18 protein-coding genes are annotated in these 21747 nt (G+C 53.8%); 2 read left to right on the top strand and 16 right to left on the bottom strand.

Features of this window, described 5'->3' with window-relative positions; translation table 11 throughout:
• Window positions 1-38: 38 nt before the first annotated feature.
• From tssC to HOV93_RS16470, 5 genes are all read right to left on the bottom strand, one after another.
• The gene (gene tssC / locus HOV93_RS16490; RefSeq protein ID WP_207397626.1) at window positions 39-1532 is read right to left on the bottom strand and encodes a type VI secretion system contractile sheath large subunit; all 1494 of its coding nucleotides are present in this window, start codon (window positions 1530-1532) and stop codon (window positions 39-41) included.
• 2 nt (window positions 1533-1534) lie between these two features.
• Window positions 1535-2062 (bottom strand): type VI secretion system contractile sheath small subunit, encoded by a 528-nt coding sequence (tssB, locus tag HOV93_RS16485; protein WP_207397625.1) that lies wholly within the window; start codon window positions 2060-2062, stop codon window positions 1535-1537.
• Between the two features lie 172 nt (window positions 2063-2234).
• Complete coding sequence (tssA, locus tag HOV93_RS16480; protein WP_207397624.1) at window positions 2235-3368, bottom strand: type VI secretion system protein TssA; 1134 nt, start codon at window positions 3366-3368, stop codon at window positions 2235-2237.
• 206 nt (window positions 3369-3574) lie between these two features.
• The gene (locus HOV93_RS16475) at window positions 3575-4261 is read right to left on the bottom strand and encodes a sigma-70 family RNA polymerase sigma factor (RefSeq protein ID WP_207397623.1); all 687 of its coding nucleotides are present in this window, start codon (window positions 4259-4261) and stop codon (window positions 3575-3577) included.
• Window positions 4262-4264: 3 nt separating this feature from the next.
• Window positions 4265-4537: a hypothetical protein gene (locus HOV93_RS16470; RefSeq protein ID WP_207397622.1), complete on the bottom strand. Its 273-nt coding sequence runs from the start codon at window positions 4535-4537 to the stop codon at window positions 4265-4267.
• 541 nt (window positions 4538-5078) lie between these two features.
• On the opposite strand from HOV93_RS16470, the gene HOV93_RS16465 reads away from it, so the two are divergent.
• A complete protein-coding gene (locus HOV93_RS16465; protein ID WP_207397621.1) occupies window positions 5079-7334 on the top strand; it encodes a TolC family protein in 2256 nt (751 codons plus the stop codon).
• A 115-nt stretch (window positions 7335-7449) separates the two neighbouring features.
• On the opposite strand, the gene HOV93_RS16460 is transcribed toward HOV93_RS16465, so the two are convergent.
• Together HOV93_RS16460 and HOV93_RS16455 are read right to left on the bottom strand one after the other, a co-directional pair.
• Complete coding sequence (locus tag HOV93_RS16460; protein ID WP_207397620.1) at window positions 7450-9288, bottom strand: sulfatase family protein; 1839 nt, start codon at window positions 9286-9288, stop codon at window positions 7450-7452.
• A gap of 68 nt (window positions 9289-9356) precedes the next feature.
• On the bottom strand, window positions 9357-10148 hold the full coding sequence (locus HOV93_RS16455; protein WP_207397619.1) for an SAM-dependent methyltransferase: 792 nt from the start codon (window positions 10146-10148) through the stop codon (window positions 9357-9359).
• A gap of 324 nt (window positions 10149-10472) precedes the next feature.
• Between HOV93_RS16455 and HOV93_RS16450 the strand changes: the two genes are divergently transcribed.
• Complete coding sequence (locus HOV93_RS16450) at window positions 10473-11501, top strand: DUF1559 domain-containing protein (RefSeq protein WP_207397618.1); 1029 nt, start codon at window positions 10473-10475, stop codon at window positions 11499-11501.
• A 133-nt stretch (window positions 11502-11634) separates the two neighbouring features.
• Here HOV93_RS16450 and HOV93_RS16445 read toward each other — a convergent pair whose 3' ends face one another.
• From HOV93_RS16445 to HOV93_RS16405, 9 genes are all read right to left on the bottom strand, one after another.
• Window positions 11635-12078, bottom strand: a complete 444-nt coding sequence (locus HOV93_RS16445) for a hypothetical protein (RefSeq protein ID WP_207397617.1) — start codon at window positions 12076-12078, stop codon at window positions 11635-11637.
• Between the two features lie 49 nt (window positions 12079-12127).
• Window positions 12128-12478 (bottom strand): hypothetical protein, encoded by a 351-nt coding sequence (locus HOV93_RS16440; RefSeq protein WP_207397616.1) that lies wholly within the window; start codon window positions 12476-12478, stop codon window positions 12128-12130.
• Between the two features lie 103 nt (window positions 12479-12581).
• Entirely contained in the window at window positions 12582-14276 is a 1695-nt protein-coding gene (locus HOV93_RS16435) for a type VI secretion protein IcmF/TssM N-terminal domain-containing protein (RefSeq protein WP_207397615.1), read from the bottom strand.
• A gap of 123 nt (window positions 14277-14399) precedes the next feature.
• The gene (locus HOV93_RS16430) at window positions 14400-15041 is read right to left on the bottom strand and encodes a DotU family type IV/VI secretion system protein (RefSeq protein WP_207397614.1); all 642 of its coding nucleotides are present in this window, start codon (window positions 15039-15041) and stop codon (window positions 14400-14402) included.
• A 220-nt stretch (window positions 15042-15261) separates the two neighbouring features.
• On the bottom strand, window positions 15262-16725 hold the full coding sequence (gene tssK / locus HOV93_RS16425) for a type VI secretion system baseplate subunit TssK (protein ID WP_207397613.1): 1464 nt from the start codon (window positions 16723-16725) through the stop codon (window positions 15262-15264).
• A 392-nt stretch (window positions 16726-17117) separates the two neighbouring features.
• Window positions 17118-17846, bottom strand: a complete 729-nt coding sequence (locus HOV93_RS16420; RefSeq protein WP_207397612.1) for an N-formylglutamate amidohydrolase — start codon at window positions 17844-17846, stop codon at window positions 17118-17120.
• Between the two features lie 144 nt (window positions 17847-17990).
• The gene (locus HOV93_RS16415) at window positions 17991-19253 is read right to left on the bottom strand and encodes a carboxylate-amine ligase (RefSeq protein WP_207397611.1); all 1263 of its coding nucleotides are present in this window, start codon (window positions 19251-19253) and stop codon (window positions 17991-17993) included.
• A gap of 96 nt (window positions 19254-19349) precedes the next feature.
• The gene (locus HOV93_RS16410) at window positions 19350-20813 is read right to left on the bottom strand and encodes a RimK family protein (protein ID WP_207397610.1); all 1464 of its coding nucleotides are present in this window, start codon (window positions 20811-20813) and stop codon (window positions 19350-19352) included.
• Between the two features lie 74 nt (window positions 20814-20887).
• Window positions 20888-21622 carry a C39 family peptidase gene (locus HOV93_RS16405; protein ID WP_207397609.1) on the bottom strand — a complete coding sequence of 245 codons (735 nt, stop codon included), beginning with the start codon at window positions 21620-21622 and terminating at the stop codon, window positions 20888-20890.
• Between the last annotated feature and the right edge of the window lie 125 nt (window positions 21623-21747).

Genomic DNA, 21747 nt, shown 5'->3' with positions numbered 1-21747 from the left:
CCAATGTGCCTCTGGGATTGCTTATCTATCGAAGCAGACTAGCCTGCTTTCTGCGGAATCGATGCCACCATCCTTAGCGAGGCGGTCAACTCTTCCATTTGCAGCCAAGGTCGCAAGTAAGCTACCGCGTTATACGAACCGGGCTTGCCGGGCGTTTCGGTAACTTCCACGCGTGCTTGGGCCAATGGCAAGCGAGCTTTGACTTCGGCACTGGGGCGTTCGTCGGCACAAACGTAGTTGTGAATCCAGTCGTTCAACCAACGTTCGCAATCGTCTCGTTCCATGAACGAACCGATCTTATCGCGGGCGATCACTTTTAGATAGTGCGCGAAGCGAGACGATGCCATGATGTACGGCAAACGTGCCGAGATCTCGGCATTGGCCGTCGCATCAGGATCATGGTACTGCTTAGGCTTTTGGGTCGTTTGACCACCGAAGAAGACCGAGTAATCGGTGTCTTTAAAGTGGCAAAGCGACAGGAAGCCGAGCTTGCTTAATTCCGCTTCACGACGATCAGTGATCGCCACTTCCGTCGGACACTTGACGCCGGAGTCGCCATCGCTGCTCTTGAAGACGTGAACCGGCAGGCCTTCGACCTTACCGCCGTTTTCAACGCCACGGATGGCCGTGCACCAGCCAGTCTTGGCGAACGCGTCGGTCATCTTGGCACCCATCACGAATGCCGTATTCATCCAGCAGTATTCGCCATGATCGACTTCGATCGGCTGACCGCTGGGACCGGTTTCCACTTCTTCGTAGTTGAACTCTTCAACCGGCTTGGTCGCGGCACCATAAGGCAAACGAGCCAGGGTTCGCGGCATACACATCGTGACGAAGCGAGAGTCTTCCGACTGGCGGAACGAGTTCCACTTGATGTACTCTTGCGAGTCAAAAATCTTGGCCAGGTCACGTGGCTTCGAGAGTTCTTCCCAATCATCGAACCCGAAGAAGCTGGCACTTGGTGCCGTAAGAAACGGTGCAAACGCCGACGCGGCAACGCCAGACATCTTTTCCAGAGCGGCAATATCGTCGGGCGTATTGTCCCATTCGAAGTTGCCGATCAACGCCCCGTAAGGCGTACCACCGGCTAGGCCGAATTCGCTCTCGTAAACCTTCTTGAAGAGCGTGCTCTGATCGAATTCGACCGCACGTTCCAGGTCCTTCGAGATATCCTTCTTAGAAGCGTTCAGCACACGCAGCTTGAGCATTTCGCCCGTTTCGCTGTTGCTGACCAGGTAATGCAAGCCGCGCCAGCTGCCTTCCAGTTTCTGGAATTCAGCGTGATGCATCACGGCTGCGAGTTGTTGCGACACGGCCTCATCAATTGCTGCGATCCCTTGATTGATCGTGCGGATGATGTCTTTATCGAAGGTGACGGTACCCTTCATGGCCTCTTGAACCAGAGTTTCAATCAACTCCTTGGCTCGTGGCTGCTCGGTTTGCTTGGTCGCGGTGATCGCGGCATCCAGCAAACTGGTAGCATCTTCGTTTTGTGCCGCCGATTGGGCCGATTGTTGTTCGCCTGCACTCATAATTAACTATCCCCCTTGTCGGCATCACCCGATTCGTCAACACCCAGTTCGCCGGCCAACTTCTTAAGTTGATCTGCGTCGTTCATGACCTGTTCTAAAAGCGTTTCCAGATCGTCGCTGCGATCGATCTTGGTAAGCAGGTCGCGAAGATTGTCGCGTGTGGCGAGTAGTTTCTTAAGTGGTTCGACTTGCTTGGCAACATTGGCTGGACTGAAATCGTCCATCGATTCGAACTTCAAGTTGACGGCCATCTCTGAGCCATCGCCGGCCAGCGTGTTATCGACCCGCATGTTCAGTTCGGGACGAAAACGCTTCATCACGTCGTCGATGTTGTCACGATCGATCTGGACGAACTTGCGTTCTTTGAGCGGTTCCAGTTTTTCAGATGGGTTGCCCGAGAAGTCCCCCATGACGCCCACAACGAACGGAAGCTCTTTCTTTTCCATCGCGTCACCCGTTTCCACGTCATAGGTGATGTGGACGCGAGGCTTACGGACGCGGTTGAGCCTCTTTTGATAACTTTCAGCCATCGTTTCCCCTCAATGTCAGTTCAATTTGATGCGTCGGTGAAAAGCAGCTCGCAGCCCTAATGGACAGCACGCATCGTCACTGGCCAAGTTTGCCCAAACTTAACCTGCCCTCAATGTCGGTAATATGCGGACAGATTTCAATCAATCAATGCAAGATATTAAAGAAATTTCATTAATATCCACTATCGTCGTCGGGTATAGGAATCCCAGTTCGACGATGCAATTCGCCCATGGCGGTCTCATCTCGAAGTAATTCTTTGAGCAGTTCGGGAAAGGGCATTTCGGCCCATCGGGCTGCTTGTTCCAATTTGAAATAGATGAAAGACTGCGGTTCCGTCTTACGAAAATACTCCGCCGCCTTACGGATCATCTTGATCGCATCAGCTCGGCTTTGAATGGTACCGGCGACTCCTTTTTGCTGAACGACAGGCCCTCCATCTTCCGACTCCTCGCCGGCAGAGTCGGTCGATTCCGTCACCTCGTCGAGCAATAGTTCCGACATCAGTTGTTGGACCGTCGATCGAATTGATTCGAGTCGTTGACGAAACGAGGTCATCGACGGGGCCGTCTCTTCCCCGTAGGAATTCCGCAGACAACGCTCGTCCAAGTACGTTTCCAACTCGCGAATCGTAGCGATCAATGTATCGAGATCTTCGATTACGTTATTCAAATGATCTCGAGATGTCGTGCGAAAGGACTCGTCGAACGTGTGCCGCTCAACCGCCCCCTCGCTAATCCGCCGCTGCTTGTCTTCCGCATCCATACCATCGATGCGGTTGGCTTCATTGAAGTCAAAGAGGGAGTAGCTCCCCCCTCCACCGTTTGTTAACGGAAGATTGTCCAAAACTCCATACGAGCGATCGCTAGTAAGGCCGGTCAACTGCGAGACTGTTTCGGCGTAGCCTTCATCTTCGTCGGGTTCTGGGTGAATGTTGTCCCAATAGCGACGACAAATCTCTAGCATCGCCTTAAAGCCATCTCGCAGACCGGGGATCCCCTCCAGTCGCATCGAGGCTTCAATTAACCAAGAGGCGACCGAAACGTCCTTAGAGTAGTTGGCCAATATGTGCATCGACCGATCGCGGACTTCTTCCCACTCCGGGTCTTTCAAGTCGGGGAATTCCTCGTCCGGAAATGCCATTGCGGTCTGTAAATCACGCTCGGCCTTGTTCGACTGATTGAAGACTTCACGTAGATCGAAAAACTCGTTGGCCTGTTCAGAGCCACGAAGTTCCACGCCGCTCGGGCTTTCCTCCGAGATCGGATTTATCAGCGATTCGATATCGAGTACTTGTGGAAATGCCATAACGGTTCATCTCGAACGGACAGGGGAACAAATTTGCCGCGAAAGTATAAGTGTCAAACGAGGAACTTCAACTAATTTATTCCGGCGGAATGAGTTCGGCCGGATCATCGTCAAAAGTCTCCTTACCCTCTTTCTCGGCAATCCTCACTGGTGCGAATCATTCCGATCGATTTAATCGCTACGCTTTAACTTGGTCCGCTATCTAGCTAGGTCGTCTGCCGCAGAGCCCTAGCCAGACGCTCTAAAATGGCTTGATGCAACCGACTTGCCCACGATTTGCTTTTACCCAGGCGGTCGGCGGCCTCCTTCAGACTAAAACCCTCGTAATAGGTCATCCGAATCAACTGCTGCTCATGCGGAGCCAGGGTTTGCAGTAGTTTCTTTAGCAGGCTTTGAATCTCTTCGTTCTCTAACTTGTCACCCGGTTGCTGTGTTCGTGCATCGGCAACTGCCTGGAACGCATGCTGAGTTTCTTCCCCATGGCTGGCCAAATAGACGACGGCGAGCTTTTCCGTCAAATTACCCAGCCATTTCGCGTTTTCCTGGGCAGAAGCGGGCGTCGTGCCACCAGCTGCGGCATCAGCTTGCAATGTATCGGCCGCCATTTGCTGATACTTGTTCTGCATTCTGGCGGCGTGCGAATTCCAACTCATCTTCGAGATGCCGTCGTAAATGGCACCGCGGATACGATAGTAAGCAAATGTCGAGAAGCTTGCGCCCTTGTCATCATCATAAGACTGGGCCGCCTCGGCTAAACCAAGCTGGCCATAGGCGATCAGGTCATCCATGCCAATCTGCGGAGGAAGCTTCCGATGGATTGATTTGGCCAGGGAAATAACAAGCCCCTGGTTATCATGAATGCGTTGCTCGAGTTGGGTCACTTCAGCGGTCATAGCTCAACTCAACTGGGCCCAAAGGAGTCGCATTCGTTCACTAGCTACGGGATCCTCAACCAAAGACTGGGCAATCGTCGAGGCCATCGTGAGGACCTTTTCACTCGCCAGCGGAAGATCAGGATAGCGACGCTTAAGCAAAGCTAAGACAAAACGAGTGGCCGTATCGATCTCACCCAGTTTGGCTTGGGGATGACTGCTTTTTAGGACCTTCAGTGTCTCCATGACATCATCGGTCTGTCCCGAATCGGCCGTCCGACTTAGCACGTCGTCCATGGACCAAGAGCTCTCGGAATTCTCTTTCCGAGATTGGTCGTCACCAGATGAATCGGAATTCCACCCCTTGGAATTCATGCTTCCCCCTTAGTTCTTAGTCCGACCGCTGAATAACACAGCCGTCGCATGTGGATCTGATTTGCTCAGGCAACCCCCATCGCCGGAACACTCCACCTTTGGTGAGTATACCAGCCAGCAAGATCATTCCAATCGGTAGTCGATGCAATCACCTTGATTGCTATCGTCATCGGCCGACTTTGACGGTTACGAAAACAGTAGGCCGAAAAGTCCCGGTGCTAGCCACTAAATGCATGATAGCGTTCGTAACAGATCCTCAGAAAGTGCGGGTTTTATTGAGTTTACAATTTCCCTCTGCCGAAGATGATCCAGGAGGATGTAACCCATAAGCGTGGTTCTGTTGACCCGACCGGCTCGACCCTGAGCCGGAAATAGAACGACGCCTCAATCCTCGCATAGACGACCGTACCCAGTTTTCGACGGCCAGTTTGCCTGCACGATCGACCCCAGGAGGGAAATAGCGATGCTTCGTCGCTACACGCATTGGTTTGTAGTTCTTGGCACTTGTATGTCGACCGGCCTTAGCGGTTGTTTACATCCCTGCTGGAACAACTACGACTGCCCAGATCCACCCGCATACGATGAATGCCTCATCTCAGAGTATGCCGATCGCGGCCTGAAGATCGAAGATCCGGTCCCAAGCATCTGCGAAGACGAAGACTGGCTGGAAATTCCAGATTCGCCCGATGCGATCAATCCTGACAACATCGATCTGGAAGCAGGCTACTGGGATCTTTCCCTGGAAGAAGCCGTTCGCTTGGCCTTGCAGAACTCGCAAGTGATGAAAGACCTCGGTGGCGTTTTGCGAAGCCCCGAAGCTCTGGTTTCGATGTACGACCCGGCAATCGTGTACACCGATGGCCGCTTCGGTGAAGAAGCCGCTTTGAGCGCCTTCGACGCCACATTCGGTGCGAGCACTTACTTTGAAGCCAACGATCGCCGCGTGAACAATTTCACGGTGGGTAATAACGGCTTCTTTCAGCAAGACCTACACAACTATGAAGTTAACTTGAGCAAGCGGAACGCGACTGGTGGTTTGGTCACGTTGCGAGGGATCACGCAATACGACTACAACAACAATCCTCAGAAGGTATTCAGCGCCGGCTGGGATTCGTACGTCGACGCCGAAATGCGACAACCGTTGCTTCAAGGTGCTGGTGTCATGTTCAACCGAATCGCTGGCCCCAACGGCGAGCCTGGTTTTGCCAATGGTGTTCTTATCGCTCGCACACGTACCGATATCAGCCTGGCTGATTTCGAGATCGCTGTCCGAAACCTGGTGAGTGATGTCGAAAACGCTTACTGGGACTTGTTCTTCGCTTACCGCGACTTGGACGTCAAAATCAACGCACGTAACAACGTGTTGGAAGTCTGGAAGAAAGCCTACGCCAACGTCGAAGCTGACAAGAAGTCGGCGGACACCGAAGCTCAAGCTCGTGAACAGTACTTCCGCTTTGAAGTCGAAGTGGTCAACGCTTTGAATGGTCGTCTGGTCGAACGTACCCGCGACAACAACGGTTCGCTGGGCGGTACATTTAACAATCCCGGTGGTGTTCGCGTCTGTGAACGTCGCTTGCGATTCATGATGGGTCTCACCCAGACCAACGGTCGCTTGATCCGTCCGGCTACCGAAGCACCGGTTGCCAAGGTCAACTTTGACTGGAATGCCGTCGCCACCGAAGCACTCGCTCGCCGTCCGGAACTTCGTCGTCAGAAGTGGGTTATCAAGCAGCGTGAACTCGAACTGCTCGCCAACCGTAACTTCCTGATGCCCAATCTGGACCTGATTGCTCGCTACCGTCAGCGTGGCTTTGGCCCGACCCTTTCGGACGAAAGCAGCATCCCCGGCGAAGCAGGTGCCCTGCAGAGCCTGACCGATGGAGACTTTGCTGAATACCAACTCGGTGTTGAATTTGAAATGCCGATTGGCTTCCGCCGTGCTCACTCGGCAGTCCGCAGCAGCGAACTGGCCCTGGCACGTGCCCGAGCGATCCGGGAAGAACAAGAAAAGCAGATCATGTATGGTCTCTCGAATACCTACGCAGAAATCCAGCGTGCCTACGAGATCATGGAACTGCTGTTCAATCGTCGCGAAGCTGCCAATGCCCAAGAGGCAACCGTCCGAGCAAGCTACGAAGCCGGCAAGGCTCCGATCGACCTGCTCTTGGAAGCCCAGCGTCGTGTGATCGACTCGAGTGCGTTGTTCAACCAGGCTCGTATCGACTACGCTCTGGCCGTCAAGAACATGCACTTCGAGAAGGGCTCGCTGCTCGAGTTCTACCAGATCTCGCTTGCTGAAGGGCCATGGCCGCAAAAGGCTTACAACGATGCTCTACGACGTGACCTGCACAAGCGTGCTGCTCACAGCAACTACGTCATCAACGAAGCCGTTATTGGCCAGCCACAGCAAGCAGATAACACCTTGGTCGCCAAACCGATCGACGGAGAAATGTCTCCGAAGATCGAAAAGATCAGCGTGCCCACGCCGGCTGATATAGACCCTGCTCCGGCAGCAAGAACCAGTGCTTTGCCGGTCCTGAATAACCCGCTCCGTTCGGCTTCGACGATCACCGGCGGCATCGTCAAGCCAGCCGGTCACACGCTCGCCCCGGTCGAGCGTGTCACACCAGCTCCGATCATACGAGCTGAAGAGGCGACGTCCAGCGAGAACTTCTCCTTCGGGGGTGAAGCCCCGCGGGAAGCAGTCTGGCTGCACTAAATCTCGACATCGAGTCGATTGAACTCCCAGACGTCCGAATCATTCACAATATGATTCGGACGTTTTTTATGCGCGACGCCCCTTCACAAAACGAGTCGCACAGCAATGCATGGTTTTACTTCCCGATAAGATACTCTAGCCGACGATCCAATTCCCCTCGGCTCCCCTTCAAGTGCTGGAAGTCGGACTGCTGAAAGTCGAACTCATACCCAGGCTGACCATCTTGCAGAAGAACGACTGTATTGAGGATCAGATTCGCCTCGGTCGCCGTTTCCGCATCGGCAATCGCCTTCTTGAGAACAGCGGCAGGGTCGACCTCGGCATGCAACGCCAGAAACTCAGCCGCGCGGACGCGTACCAAGTTCTCTGGATCGGATTGGGCAATCGCTTCCAATTGCTTACCAAGTGATAAGGCAGACTTACCGTGTGAAGTGCAAGCAATCACACCCCAATAACGCTGCCAAGGATCAGACGACCCGAGAGCTTCCATCAAATTCGAACGAGCCTCGTCGAACGAGAGAACCTCAAGATTGGCAATCTCTAGCAACTTGGCGATCTCGTCTTTATGTTGCTGGCCAAATGCCACCGGATTGTCCGCCGCGTTTTCGGCCAGAAAACTTTCCGGATAAAAACCAAGATCCGGCATGCCGGCAACTCTATTGTTCAAGCGACCACGAAGCTCGGCCAGAACCTTGGCATGCTGCGGGTCGTTGGCCAAATTCTTGGCTTCATAAGGATCGGCCTCCACATCGAATAGCATCTCGGCAGGACGAGCCTGGAAGAACTGGGCTTGGGTTTGGTTAAGCTTGCCGGCATCGAAAAGCTCTCGCCACTCGCGATAGGCAGCCATTTTGTAGCGATAGTTATTCATCAGCCCGTCGAAATTGAATGGCTGAAAGTTACGGACGTACTGGTACTTTCCTTTGCGGAGCGTTCGAACCATGTCGTACTTTTCGTCGAAGCGATCGGCGTACCCAAAAGCCTCATCCGTTTGCATCAAATGAGCGTTCCCTAACGCCAGAAAAGCATGCCCATCAATTCCATCGGGAACCTTGAGACCGGCAAGATTCAACACCGTGGGACCGAAATCGACAAAACTAACAAACGAATCTAAACGGCTGCCGATCTTCTCAGGCATTTGATCGCGAAACTTCTCAGGCACTCGAATAACCAGCGGCACATGCAGACCAGTCTCATAGGCATATCCTTTACCGCGAGGCAGCACGCCACCATGATCGCCGAAATAGAAGACGAACGTTGTCTCGAGTAGACCTTCCTGCTCGAGTTGATCGACGAGTTGTCCGATTTGCCGATCGACTTCCTGAATTCGATCATGATATCGAGCGTACGTGTACTTAAACGTTTTTGTCCTGGGATGATGTGGTGGGATGAAAACGGTTTCCGGATCGGTGTCTGTTGGCTTGTCCTGAATGTCCTTGGCGGGGAAGTGCAGCGAACTCTCATGCGTGGTGGTGAATGTTTGCACGTGAAAAAATGGCTGACCCGATTTACGATTCTTCCACGATGCCTTCCTGGAAGAATTATCCCAGACGTCGGCAGACTTCTTTGCGTTGTAGTCTTCCTTGCTATTGTTGGTGGTGTAGTAGCCTGCCTCGTGAAGGTAAGCAGGAAACATCTTTAAACCTTCCGGCATGGGCACCATAAAGCTCTTGCGATGCTGGAACGTCCCAATTCGTGGTGCATAGCAAGAAGTGATCAAAGTCGTCCGAGCGACGCTACATACCGGAGCATTCGAGAAAGCGTGCTCGTATACAAGACCTTGATCGGCCAGAGCATCGATATTGGGCGTGGGTGCCCCGGTCGGATCGAATAGTTTAAGAAAGTGACTCGAGTTGTCTTCGGACATGATCCACACGAAGTTAGGCTTCTCTGCAGCGAGCAAAGAACCACCCAACAACAGCATGAGAACAACGCTCAACAGGCCGCGTAGCATGACTTGATCTCCAGGGGGTAAGTATCGAGGTCGTCTCATCATAGCACGATGCCGGGGCAATCTCGAATTCAAGGGGCTCGCTGAGCAATGAAAAACGCATAGCCATATTGGGCTTTGAACTGGTCGTACATTCTCAATTCTTCTTGAAACAATTGATCGATCGCACCGGCATTTTCCGGATATGAATATTCGGCCTTCCATCGCGGCAAGCGGGCTCGAAGCGGCTGGTAATAGTTCTGCCAGTCGCTCTCAGGAAAAATAAAATAATCGACGACTTGGTATCCTTGCGACGAAAACAAAGCCAGCGTGTCGTTTGGGTAACAAAGGGTGACGCCTTGGTTCTGCCAGTACTCTTGGACTTCCGCGTCCGGATCGGTATCGATCCAGACCAAGTCGCTGAGAGCAATTCGCCCCCCAGGCTTAAGCAGCTCTCGCCATCGCTGTAGTGCGTTCTCAAGACCAATGGCATACGCTGAGCCTTCGCACCAAATCAAATCGAAACAGGTTCCCTTTCGCCAAGCAACTTCCATGCTTTGCTCGCGCACCTGTATCTGCTGATCAAGTCCAGCCTGAGCAATCTTCTGCTTCAGCTGCGCAAGAAAGGGGGCACAGTTATCGACCCCAATGATTGGAGCGCCACTCAACCGGGCGAGTTCGATCGTGGAAACTCCGCTACCGCATCCGAACTCAACAATTTTTTCAATGTCATAATCTTGCGCAGCAACTTGAAATGCCTTGGCCGTCGTTTCCAGACTGCCAGGTGCCATCCGCTCGAGACCAAGAAAAAGGTCAATAATCGCTTCCACAGACTCTCCTCCGTAAGTACCAACCCACGTGACAATTCGTCGTTGCTCCATCATAAGCATGTCACTTCAGACGACGCGACTGTCGGTTCAAGTAACACACGCTTTGCGTCAGCTATTTGACGAGTATTTGCTCAATGGATTCTCCGTTCAATCTTTTGCGTACGAAACTGACTCTCATTCGAGTGTTAACACGGTAGTTCGCATGCTAACCATATTCAACGATCCCCCTTAAGCTTGTTAGGCATGTCGATTGCATCTTGCGCGAATCTTACGCGGGCACGTTTCGTTGACTCTTGAATTTTCCTTGCCCGCGTCTTACACCCAACAGGCTTCGCCCCCAATGCCGGATGCCTGATTAGGAAGGACAGCAGAAGACGCATGACGACCTTTCCCACCCTACGGAAATCGCCGCCCACCGGTTTCACATTAGTAGAACTCTTGGTGGTGATCGCCATCATCGGCGTTCTTATCGCCTTACTCTTGCCGGCCGTGCAACAGGCTCGCGAGGCCGCCCGGCGAATGAGTTGCAAGAACAACTTGAAGCAGATGGGCTTGGCCACGCATAACTACATCGACACGTATCGCTCTCTGCCCATGGGCTGCACGGTCGACCTGTCGGTCTCCTCGACCGGCAACAATGGTTCCTGGGGTGTGCATGGGCGCATCCTCAGTTTCCTGGAACAAGGCAATCTATACGACCAAGTCGACATCACTACGGCCTGGGACTTCCAGACGCCGATTGATGGCTTGAAGATCCCCGGTTATGGTTGTCCCAGCGACCCCGGCGCCGGGCGCGAACGTGACCCAGGCAGCGGAAAGGTCAAGCTGTGGCCGACCTCGTACGGCTTCAATTACGGAACGTGGTTCGTTTTCAACCCTACTACGAAACAAGGCGGAAATGGGTTGTTCTATCCCAACTCGAAGCTTTCCTTCCGCGATGCCACCGACGGATCGTCCAACACGTTGCTCGCAGCCGAGGTGAAGGCCTGGACGCCTTACCGGCGTAACGATGGCCCTGATTCGACAAGCATCCCTGCTTCGATCACCGCTGCCGAAACGCAAATTGCCTCAGGCTCTGACGAGAAAAACACCGGCCATACCGAATGGCCCGATGGTCGCGTGCATCACACCGGCTTTACGGCAGCGATGACGCCGAACACCCAAACAGGCTGCACCATCGGTGGCACGGCCTACCCCGAGTGCGACTACAACTCGTGGCAGGAAGGCAAAGATGGCAGCAGCGGCAATCCAACTTACGCCATCGTCACCAGCCGCAGTTGGCACCCCGGTGTGGTCGATGTGGTCATGTTCGACGGAAGCAGCCGCTCGATTAGCGAAACGATTGACCTAACCACTTGGCGGTCCCTGGCAACGCGTGCCGGAGGCGAAGTCGTCAGCGAATTCTAAGCGAGAGTTTCCCCAAAATTCTCTCGCTTAACACGGCAAGAGTCGCAACCAACTGCCCTGGGAGCGACTCTTGCTTTTTCGAAGCGGTTTAAATTGCCAATAGTCTCTCGAAAAGGCGTTCTGCGGAGTAAATTTACTTCTCTTCACTAGCAGAATCCATCGGAACGGTTTCCAGCGGTGTTTCTTCCATGGGCCCTATCTCCGTCGGAGCCGGATCGGTGGTGGCCGGATCAGTTGCCGCTGGCTCTTCGGCGTCTGGCTTGGCGTTTAGATCAACATAGATAGTTCGATCTTCCACCTTGGTCACCTTGCCGAAGTCGATCTGTTTGACGAATGCCTCAACATCCATCACTGGGCCCACGTTTACCGTGTAGGTGTCGTTCATGTGGTACGCCGAGATGTAGTTGCTGTTGCCGTCGGTAAGGGACTTGGCCGTCTCCGAGATCTTCTCGCGCTGCTCGCTGGTGGACGTTCCGGAAACCTTTAAAGTCACGGTATGCTTGCCCGAGCAGCCAAGTGCTGTGAGAAGTGGCAGGACAAGTAAGCCGACAAGAAGCATGAAGCGTTGCGATCGCATGGCATTCTCCTGAGCGATGGGTACCCTGAAGGGAAGAAACCAACCAAGGCTATTTCGTATAAGTAATAAATACGGTCCGGTCTTCGATCTTATCGACCGTGCCGAATTTCACTTTCTCGGCAAACTTTTGCGGATCGGCGACGGGCCCGAACTTAATCGTCAGCGGCTGGTTCGTCGCCCAACGCATGGATGTGTTATGGTTGCCGGGCAGGTCCGACATGCTTTCCAGTTCGGCCTCAATGGCGTCTCTATCCGCGTCGGTGTTAGCGCCGGTGATCTTCAGGCGAATGTCTTCCGGCCCCAGCGGCTCGTCGGCCGGAGCACCACAGCCAGACTGCGTGGCAACGAGAAGGCTAAAAGAAAGCAAAAGCAGCGAGAGAACCTTAGCAGGGGCAAACATGGCCGGAGACCTTTAAGGGAAGAGAGACGGAAGCCGCACTTATGAGCGATCCCATCATACCCCATCGCAGTTCTCTGTTAAATCAGAAAACTGGCCTCCCCAGTTATTGGTCGTGGTGCCACGGCATGTACTCGCCGAAGAAAGAATTCAGAGCGAAGCCGATCAAGATCAACAGGCACACGCCGCCGACCAACGCGGCAATATTGGCGGCGAATTCGGCACCTGTATTCTCTTCCAATGCATCCTGGTTCCAGTCGAGTTCAGCGTCTTGTTCCATGACCTTATATAGCACGCTGCGGACAAAAGCCTGGCGGTCGCCCGTGTCGCCGGTCGCCGCGAAATAACAACCTGCAAACAGCAGTGAGTTGCCTGCCGCACGGGGGTTCTTATCGGGCTCGAAACCGAACGAGTTGGCGATGATGTTGGTCATGCATTCACTGAACTTGCCACGAATTTTACACAGCAGTTCAAACAATTTAGGATTGCCTGGGCGGCGGAGACCGTCTTTTTCGCGAAACAGCAGATAGGTCCAGTCCTCGAACGCCCCGGTGGCATGCTGCGAGACAGCTTCCAGTTGTTCGGCAATGGGCGGATTCCAGACGTTGAAGCCTTTGCCGAAACGCTGCTCTTTGGCCCGCTTCTCTCCCACGCGTTTGATAAGTTCCAGAAAGCCTTGGGCGCTTTCCATCTCGGTGATCAGTGCCGTCACGCTGCAGCGTAAACGGGTCGTCGAACGGATCACGTCCAAGTCGCTTTGAACGGCAAGCTGAATGGGTTCGCTGGAATCTTCGATCATGTCAAATGGAATGGTGACCAGCAGACCGTTGATCGGACAGACAGGACGGCGCGATTTGTTAATGAGCTTGCAAACGTATTTCAGGCGTTCCATTTGATCGGTCATATCAGACTTCGACTGTCGCATGCCTGACTTCGAGATCAACGCGGCCTGGGCGGCATCGTCTGCGCCGAAGTTCATAGTTTGGCCACCGGCCATCCCTTGACCGAAATCCATCGTCGCCCCGACGCCTGCTTGCATGCTCGGAGGAGCTTCCATGAAGCGCTGCTCGTCTTCGTTTTCGTCCGCACCTAACGTGTGGTCCAATTGCTCCGCAATCAAGCTTTGCTGCCCCGCACCGGCGACGATCGTTTGCCCCCCAGGGATTTGCTGCGGGGCCGGTGTGGCAAGCTGCGAGTTTTTATTCGTATGATTCTTATAGCCATCGGTCAACGTCGACAAACACGAAGTCTGTGTCAGGAAGACAAAGATCGCATCTGGATTGGCATACCAATGCAGGGCTGCGGGACCTTGGGCAGGGTCGGAAACATTGAAGCCAAAACCAGAGGCCCGCATCAGGTTGCTCGCACGGCGATCGTCCGGATTACCCAGGATTAGAAACAACGGCGTGCTACCTAATGGAATACCATGCTTTTCAAGAGCCGTCAGACCTTGTTTCCAGGCCTTGTCGATATCGGGGTATTCCGATGTATCCTCTTCCATCCAGATCTTCACGATGTAGTACGAGACGACCGGGATGACGATCATCAACGCGAAGACGGTGAGCCCTGTCTTCCAATCCAGCAGGTAATCGTTCCACTGGGCCGACGTGTCCGAGAACTGAAAGGTTACGCAAAACGATACCAACACGAAGAAAAGAAAGACGAACACCAGCCAGGCGATTCGCGTTGGGACCGTGATTTTCCCCAGACTACGTATGCCAGGGATATTCGTCGCCAACGTATTAAACGCGGTGAACGGCAGCGTAATGTAGTAAACAAGTTGATAAACGAATGCCATCATGAGTCGAACCTTCGGTTCTCTGGTGCCTAGTTTTCAGAGAGCAGATTTTCATTTTCAGAAAGAGAAAAGAAGGTGAACTTCCTTCTTACTGAAAACTGAAAACTTCACGCCAATAACTAGTCTTTACTTAAGTCCAAACATCAAAAAATATCCGACGCAAATCGCGACCATAATCACCGCGAAGAGCGACATATTGATCAGCTTGTTGTAGCCATTGAGCGGAGGCGCCCCTTCGCCAGGTTCGGGGCGGTCCATGATCGCGCTACGACCGATCGCCAATTGCAGGGCCGAAGCGGTCTGCTTCGCCCAGGTATCCAGGTCGGCCGGCAGGCCGTAATGCTGTGTGTACTGCAGCGAGTGCGGGTGCCCATACAGGCCTCGAAAACCGAGAACCACGCATATGTAGTAAACTTCCAACGCATCTTTGTTGGCCAAGCTTTGAGCTTCCTTCGCCGCCACAAAGAAATGCTCGAACGCCTTACCGCTATGGAAGCATTCAAACTCAAGGTCGTTATTCTGCCACCAGTTGGCACCGTTCCAGGGGGCCGTGATCAGCATCTGGTCGATCCAGCCCACCAAGGCGTATTTGGCAAGCTCCCATTCGGCTGTCTGGCCCAGTAGATTCTCAGCCGTATCGATTCGCTTCTTCACGCGAATTCGTTCCTGGCTGGGGTCCAACGAATTCCCATCCCGTTCAATCCGATCCAGCAGATCAAGCATGCACAGAAAAATGGGATCAACTGCTTTGGCAAACTTTGGAGTCATTGGAAGTTAGTGTTCAGTTGGAAGTGTTCAGTTTTCAGCCAGAGAATCCAGGACCATTCTCTATCCTCTCGGCCATATTCATTTTCTGTCCCCCCTCCCCTGTCGGAAGAGGGCTAGGGTGAGGGGACGAACTGAGACCCAGTTTCCCAACCCCTAACGTTTCGCTCTCAGTGGTCACTAGCAAGTTCGACTTCTTCTCTTACTCAGCACTGAAAACGATTTACGCTCTCGGTTGTTCGCCATGCCGCAGCGCGAATACAGCGACATGCAGCGCGATCAGTTGGTTTCGGATGTTCAACACAAGACGTTTTTTGCCTTGCAACTCTTTGACGTCGTGAATGTATTCTTCCTGGAATCGCCAGCCCATGGTCTGGGTACGTTGGACATCGTCCCAGGGCGGACCTTGCCGTTGGACCTGGAAGTAAACCCAGTTACCACCTTGCGGCAGCACTCGCGGCGGCTGAGCAACCGGCCGAAGCCGCACGCCTGGCATGTTATTGCGAAATAACGTCTCGACCTGTTCCCCGCTTCCAAACACCCAGTGAAATCCTTGGGTGACCAATTGATAGGTATCTTCTTTGGAAACGCTAACCCCTTCAAACCCGATGTACCATTCCCAGCTTGGGTCGAACCATTTCGGGTCCAGTTGGACATGCATCGACTGGCCACTGCCCAAGAAGAAGCGATGCTCATAGGTCGCATCGATCCGGCCTTCGCTGAGCCGGCGAATCTCTTTGTAGGCCCACTGAAAGATCTCGGCCAAATTCTCGTGGTCGTATTTCGGAATGTTCTCGATGCGACGTTCTTTTTCGTCGAAGATCGCGAGTTGGCCGACAATACGGCATAGGGCCGTATAGACCTTCAAAGGATGAATGCCATCGCTGAACGCCAGAATGCGAAGTTCTCCATACGCTTCGTTGAGGGTCCGAAGCCGCATCATCTTTTCCAGGTCCCCAATCTCGCGCGGGTCCCAAGTGATGTTCTGGTTGAGAATGTCGTTGCGAAATCGCTCGATGCGCTCGCCGATTAAATCGAATACCCGCCGCACAATGCCGGTGCCCAGTGGTGTCCAGGCATCGACGGCCAAACATGGGGGGTGATAATTCGGATCAATGCGTGGCGTACCGTCCGACTCGTTACGCACGATCTGACAGATTGGCAAAAGCTCGAAACCAGACAGGTCGTCGGTCGACAGCAGAATACGAATATTCAGTTCGCGAAACGAAACCTCCTGAGGGTTGCCGCCGCGATTCTCTTCTTCATCTTCGCGAGAAAACTCGTAGTAACGTGTATTGGGCATGTGGGCGTCGCGGGCCGTGTTCTCGTGTCCCAATTTAGTTCGCGGGACGGCCAAATAAACACGGATTTTCTCGTTCTCGAGGAAGACCTCTTTCAGGTCTTGGAGGCCCTTGATCCCCTGACGGAGATCAACCCGGTCCATCTGATCGTTGCCGCCGATCGAAATAATCGATCCATCACGCATCCGGGCCTCGCACTGCGAAACCTCGATTTGGTAATTGGCGATGGCCTGCTCGCTGATTTCGATGTAGCGGATGCCGTAAGCGTACGGGATCAGATCACGGATCGAGTTCTCTAAGAATTCGTACCAGTGACGGTCCTGCGCTTGAAAATGATGGGGGCGAAGAAACATCCCTTCCGACCAATGGATGGGTGGGTTCTTCATGCAAAATTCCTATTCCACTAGCGAGTCAGGTTGCGATTGTGAGAACCGGCGAATTGCGAAATCTAGGAAGAAGCATGTACTGTCATCATGACGCTATCAGATCGCGCGACGAGAGTCCGAGCGTCTGAATTTCCCCAACCTTAAGATCCCAATCGTTCGACGTTCCCCCGAACTTGAACAAAAGATGAATGCAGAGAGACCGATAAAGCTGCCGCGCGCAGCACGAGCCAGCCAACGAGCCCCTCTCTGTTTGCCAAGTCTTAGAATAACATTCCCGGGGGGAATCTCAAGTAGCAAGTACGCAACCGGTTACGTCTACTCTCGGGGGAATAGCAGAACCTGGCAATCCGTGCCAATCCAGCCGAATCGTGATCCATGGAACCAATCAGTCGCTACCGGGCTTCAACCGTCTGCCGCAAGACTCGATGCCAGCTTTGGTAAAGTCCGGAGATCAACTGCTTTACTCGATAGTTTGACTGCTGAAAAAGCTGCTGATTGACTTCCAATTCAATGCCAGCATAACGTTGGGCCGAAAACCGCTTCCGTAACGCCGTCGTGTGCCCGTCGGAAACTCCACGGTACGGGTAGTTCATCCGAACGCGAAATTCGGGAAATATTTCAAGGATTCGCTTTCGCCAGCGATCGCAGTAGTCTCGCTCCACACCTCGACGAGGGTCGTACAGAAGGCCAATTTCGGCAGTTCGCACTTCCCCCTCGAGCACCGGCGTAAAGCTATGAAAGGAGAGATGCCAGACAAACTGCTGGCCCTCGACCTGGCTCGCTATCCAGTCGCCAACTTCCCGTCGCCAAGGACGGTAATAGGTTTCGAGCAGTTCGAGCCGCTGCGAATCACTAGGCGCAGGCACCAACGGGGAAAAGAGAGCGCGGTGCGTTTCTGACCGATTGAGGTCAATCAACAGCCGTGATGTTTGGCTCGCGAACAACTCGGAGGCAACTTGCTTGTGGAAGTACGTCGCTGCCTGGAAGGTGCCGGGGTCCCAGCCCCGATGCGTCTGCAGAAGCTCTTGGTGCTCGACAAAACGAAGAGCATATTTTGGGGGAATCCGATTACCGCCATGTTCGCAGGTAAATAGGACGGCCTGCTTGGGGAACGAATTCATCTAACGCTCTTTTTCGATCGGCGAGAAGTACAGGCAACGAAACGTCCTATTTACTTGCAACGCTCGCCATTTCCCCAGGCCCGGAAGGGTGGCCGAGCTAAGAAAACTCCTCGCTATTGATTCATCCATTGGAAAGGCCGCTCCCTAGACGTTCAACTGACTTGGCCGGAACGAACGCCCCTCTTCCAGGCAATCGCACAGTTCGCGGTAAACGATCGGCAATCTCTCTTCCAGGTTGCCTTGCAACGAGGTGACAATCCGTCGTGCCAGCGGGCCTTCGCTCAGAATGGTATCCAACGCATCCCCGAGCGGCTTTTCTTCCGCCGGAAAACGCTCTGCCAGCGATCGCCAAAGATCGCCGGCGGTACAAAGCCCCTCGTTCCAACCAAAGAAATGAAGGTAGTCCGGGTCGATAATCATCGTTTCGTCGGCATTGTCGACAACGTTAAGGAAGATGTCGCGTAGCCGCAACGTTTCGGCCTTTTGCTGGTCGACCAGCGAACTCCACGTTTCTTCGGTCAGCGCTTTGGCAACGTTGGCTACCAATTGGCAGATAGCCACATCCGCAGCCGGGTGCTCTTGGACGTCCATTACCCGGATTTCAATCGTATTACGCGTGAAGCGTGCGATCGCCCCCCGACTGTTGACCCACTCGTGACGTAACACGCCTGCCATATCTAGTGGTGTCATCGTCTGATAAATCGGCTCAAGGATATATCGGCAGTAATCGTGCTGGGTGTAAAAACCTTCCGGAATCACGACTCCGGCGACTTGCGGGATTCGGTCGGCATTATGCCGATACGTCTCGAGGCGGTGATCTAGGTGAGGCATCAATTGACGATCGCAAACGGGGCTGCTCGCCGTCAAGGCAGGCAAAATCGGCAACAGCAAACGAATCGCCGCGTGCAAACGGCCAAACTCTTCATCGCCGGCAAATGGTAGATTCAGGTGGCAGCTCTGCAGATTCGCCCAGCCGTGACCGCTGCAATTGAAGATGACGTTGAACGCCTCGTACACTTCGTTGTAACCGTGCGGCCAAAGCTTCATCTCGACGTCCGGACGCATCCAAGGATGCATCGCGCTGGGCATCATGCGGGCTCCGATTCCACTCAGACGCTGATTAATATCGTTGACATTGGCCTGGAATCGCGAGGCCAAGCCGTTTAGCGACGCAGCAGGACCATTGGTCTTCAACTCGATCACGTGCAGGGCTAACTCGTTCGACCAGGCAATATCTCCCAGTTCGATCTCCTCGCTCGGATTGCCCTCTTTGTCGCAGAGCAGTTGATCCGCAATGGGCGCAACATCGAGCGAGTTTTCGTGCACGATCATGTACTCGAGTTCCACGCCGTAAGCTTGAAACAGCGGGATCGCGTCGCTTGAGGACCGGATTTGTTCGGCCAACATTCGTGGGGATGCCTTAAGTAAAAAATGAAAAGGACGTATCTGATTTCGATTCACGAACTGGCACGGCGGCTTGCCAACCAAGCCACGGGACGTGCGTTAGTCCACACCTGCTTTTTGTTGTTCGATTCGCCGTACGAAGATCGACACCATTCGACGATACAACTCTTCTTTCAACACAGCATCTTCGCAGCCTGAGTTGATGTTCGGGTTGTCGTTGACTTCAATGACCGAGAACTTGCCGTCGGACTCTTTGACGTCCACTCCATACAGACCATCGCCAATCAAGTTGGCCGCCTTGAGGGCAACCTGCACGGCCTTGCGGGGTGCCAATTCCACCGGCAGTGTCTCCAGCTTGCCGTAGCGACCTCGATTGGCGTTCTCGTGTTTGATGATCTGCCAGTGCCCTTTGGCCATGTAATACTTGCAGGCAAATAGCGGTTGGCGATCAAAGATACCAATCCGCCAATCGAAGTCGGTCGGCAAGAACTCTTGAGCAATAATCAGTTCTGAATCGGCGAAGAACTCTTTCAGTTTCTGCTGCAGTTGCTCAGGCGTTTTGACCTTCACCACGCCCAGCGAGAAAGCACTGTCGGGGCGTTTGAGCACACACGGAAAGCCTAGCTCTTCCGCCAACGTATGGGCGTTATCGCGGTGCACGACCACCGTCTTAGGAACGGGGATCTTATGCCGCGTCAAAAGTTCTGCCAGGTATACCTTGTTGGTGCATAGCAAGATGGAGGTCGGATCGTCAATCACCACCAAACCTTCGGCATGGGCACGGCGGGCGAAACGATAGGTATAGTGATTTACGGCGGTTGTATCGCGGATATACAACGCATCGAATTCGGCCAGGCGGCCATAGTCGTCCCGCGAGATGTACTCGGTCGAGACGCCTTGCTGGGCAGCCGCTTTGGCAAACTTCTGCAATGCAACTTCGTCCGATGGCGGCTCGGGGTCTTCCGTATTGCGGAGGATGGCCATATCGAAGCGGGTCTTCTTGACCTTAGCCACGCTGCGGCGTTTCGAGAAGTGATCGAGCGCCGTTTCGACGATGAACGGCCAATGGGCTTCGGGGACATCCGCCGCCGAGATGCCTCCAACGCTGGTCAACTGCCAGCGGTCCTTTTCCTGCATGAACTTGGCACGCAGCAGCGGAGCCTGAAACAAGTTAAACAGCCGCCACGACAGCGTATCGTAACGCTTGGCCATGTTCTTGCCGAAGTAAATGCTGAGCGTAAACTTGTTCGATTTGATGGGGGCGAGTGACTTCTGCACCAGGTCGTCCAGGTCTTCGCTAATCAGACGAATGATGCTGCGGGTCTTCCAGTCCTGCATCGCCGCCACGCTGGGAACCGGCCGATGCCCCCGGGCCTCGGCCAATAGCGAGACATAATAGCCAACGCTTTGGTAGCGATACGTTTGACAAAGGTTAAAGACCTTCGCGCCACGCATTTCGCTGTATTGCGGCTGAGTGATGTAGGCCTGCGGATCGACCACCTCCACGCTAGGGCCATCGCTTGGCCAGCGGTCGGTTTGGTCGGTCACGATGAGAATTGCCATGGGGAAATTTCTATGCGTCAGATCGAATGGGGCGAAGAATTAGCCGGCTTCTAGGGGGGTGATCGATAAGGACATCATGAGACGTTCCTCGCTTTGGCAGTCGGGCCCACTTTCTTGGGCTCAATCACCAATAGGTTCGAGTCATACGTCAAGATGCCCAGCAATATCGAGCACACCAACCGATCGAAGCTGACCGGGTAGTGATGCATCTCGCCCAGTGGGTTGGACAGGTAAGGATCGGCCACATAAACACGATCCTGATTTTCGTTCATGCCATACAACACGACAAAGTGCCCCTGAGGCAATCCGCGAATGTCGTCGGGAATATTCTTTAAGCCATGCTCGCGCGGCCCACTGTATAAGTAGGTCGAACTGAGCCCGGTAAGGATGGGCACCGACTGATGCAAGTAGCGACTAATCAGCATGGCGCTGAGGTCGCGCATCTTGATCTTTCCGCCCAGATTCAGGAACTCGACATAGGCCTGACTGGCCAAGTGCAGCTTGGGTTCCGATTTGACGGTCAGCTGAGCCTCGAGCCGCTCGGTCAGATCGTAGCTTCGCGTGAACCAGATTGGATCGAACACCTCGAGATTGTAGGTGAAGATCGTCGCGTCGAAGCCGCGCCGCAGGGCATCGATCCCCAGCATCACGCCCAGGGTCCCGCCATGTTCCAAGCTGGGAACTTCGGAGATCAATTGGTGAAGATCTAAACTCAGCCCAAAGTATTGATAAACGGCATGCAGGCTCGTCGGCCCACAGGTCGTATCATCCGGCTGCGGCAGGATCTCGAAGTCGAACGGATTAGCCATCCCAGAACAGCACTTAAACGAGCTGCACCGGGGCAGACCTTGGGGTCAAGAGTTCAGGTCTGGCATGCCTCGGGCACTGTATTGCAGAATTGTAGAAACGGTCGGCACATTTGAGCAAGATCCGT

Source organism: Bremerella alba, from assembly GCF_013618625.1.
In the GTDB taxonomy this organism is placed as follows: Bacteria; Planctomycetota; Planctomycetia; order Pirellulales; family Pirellulaceae; genus Bremerella; species Bremerella alba.
Note: the sequence above shows the minus strand (reverse complement) of the source record. Positions and strands in the feature narration are given on the sequence as shown.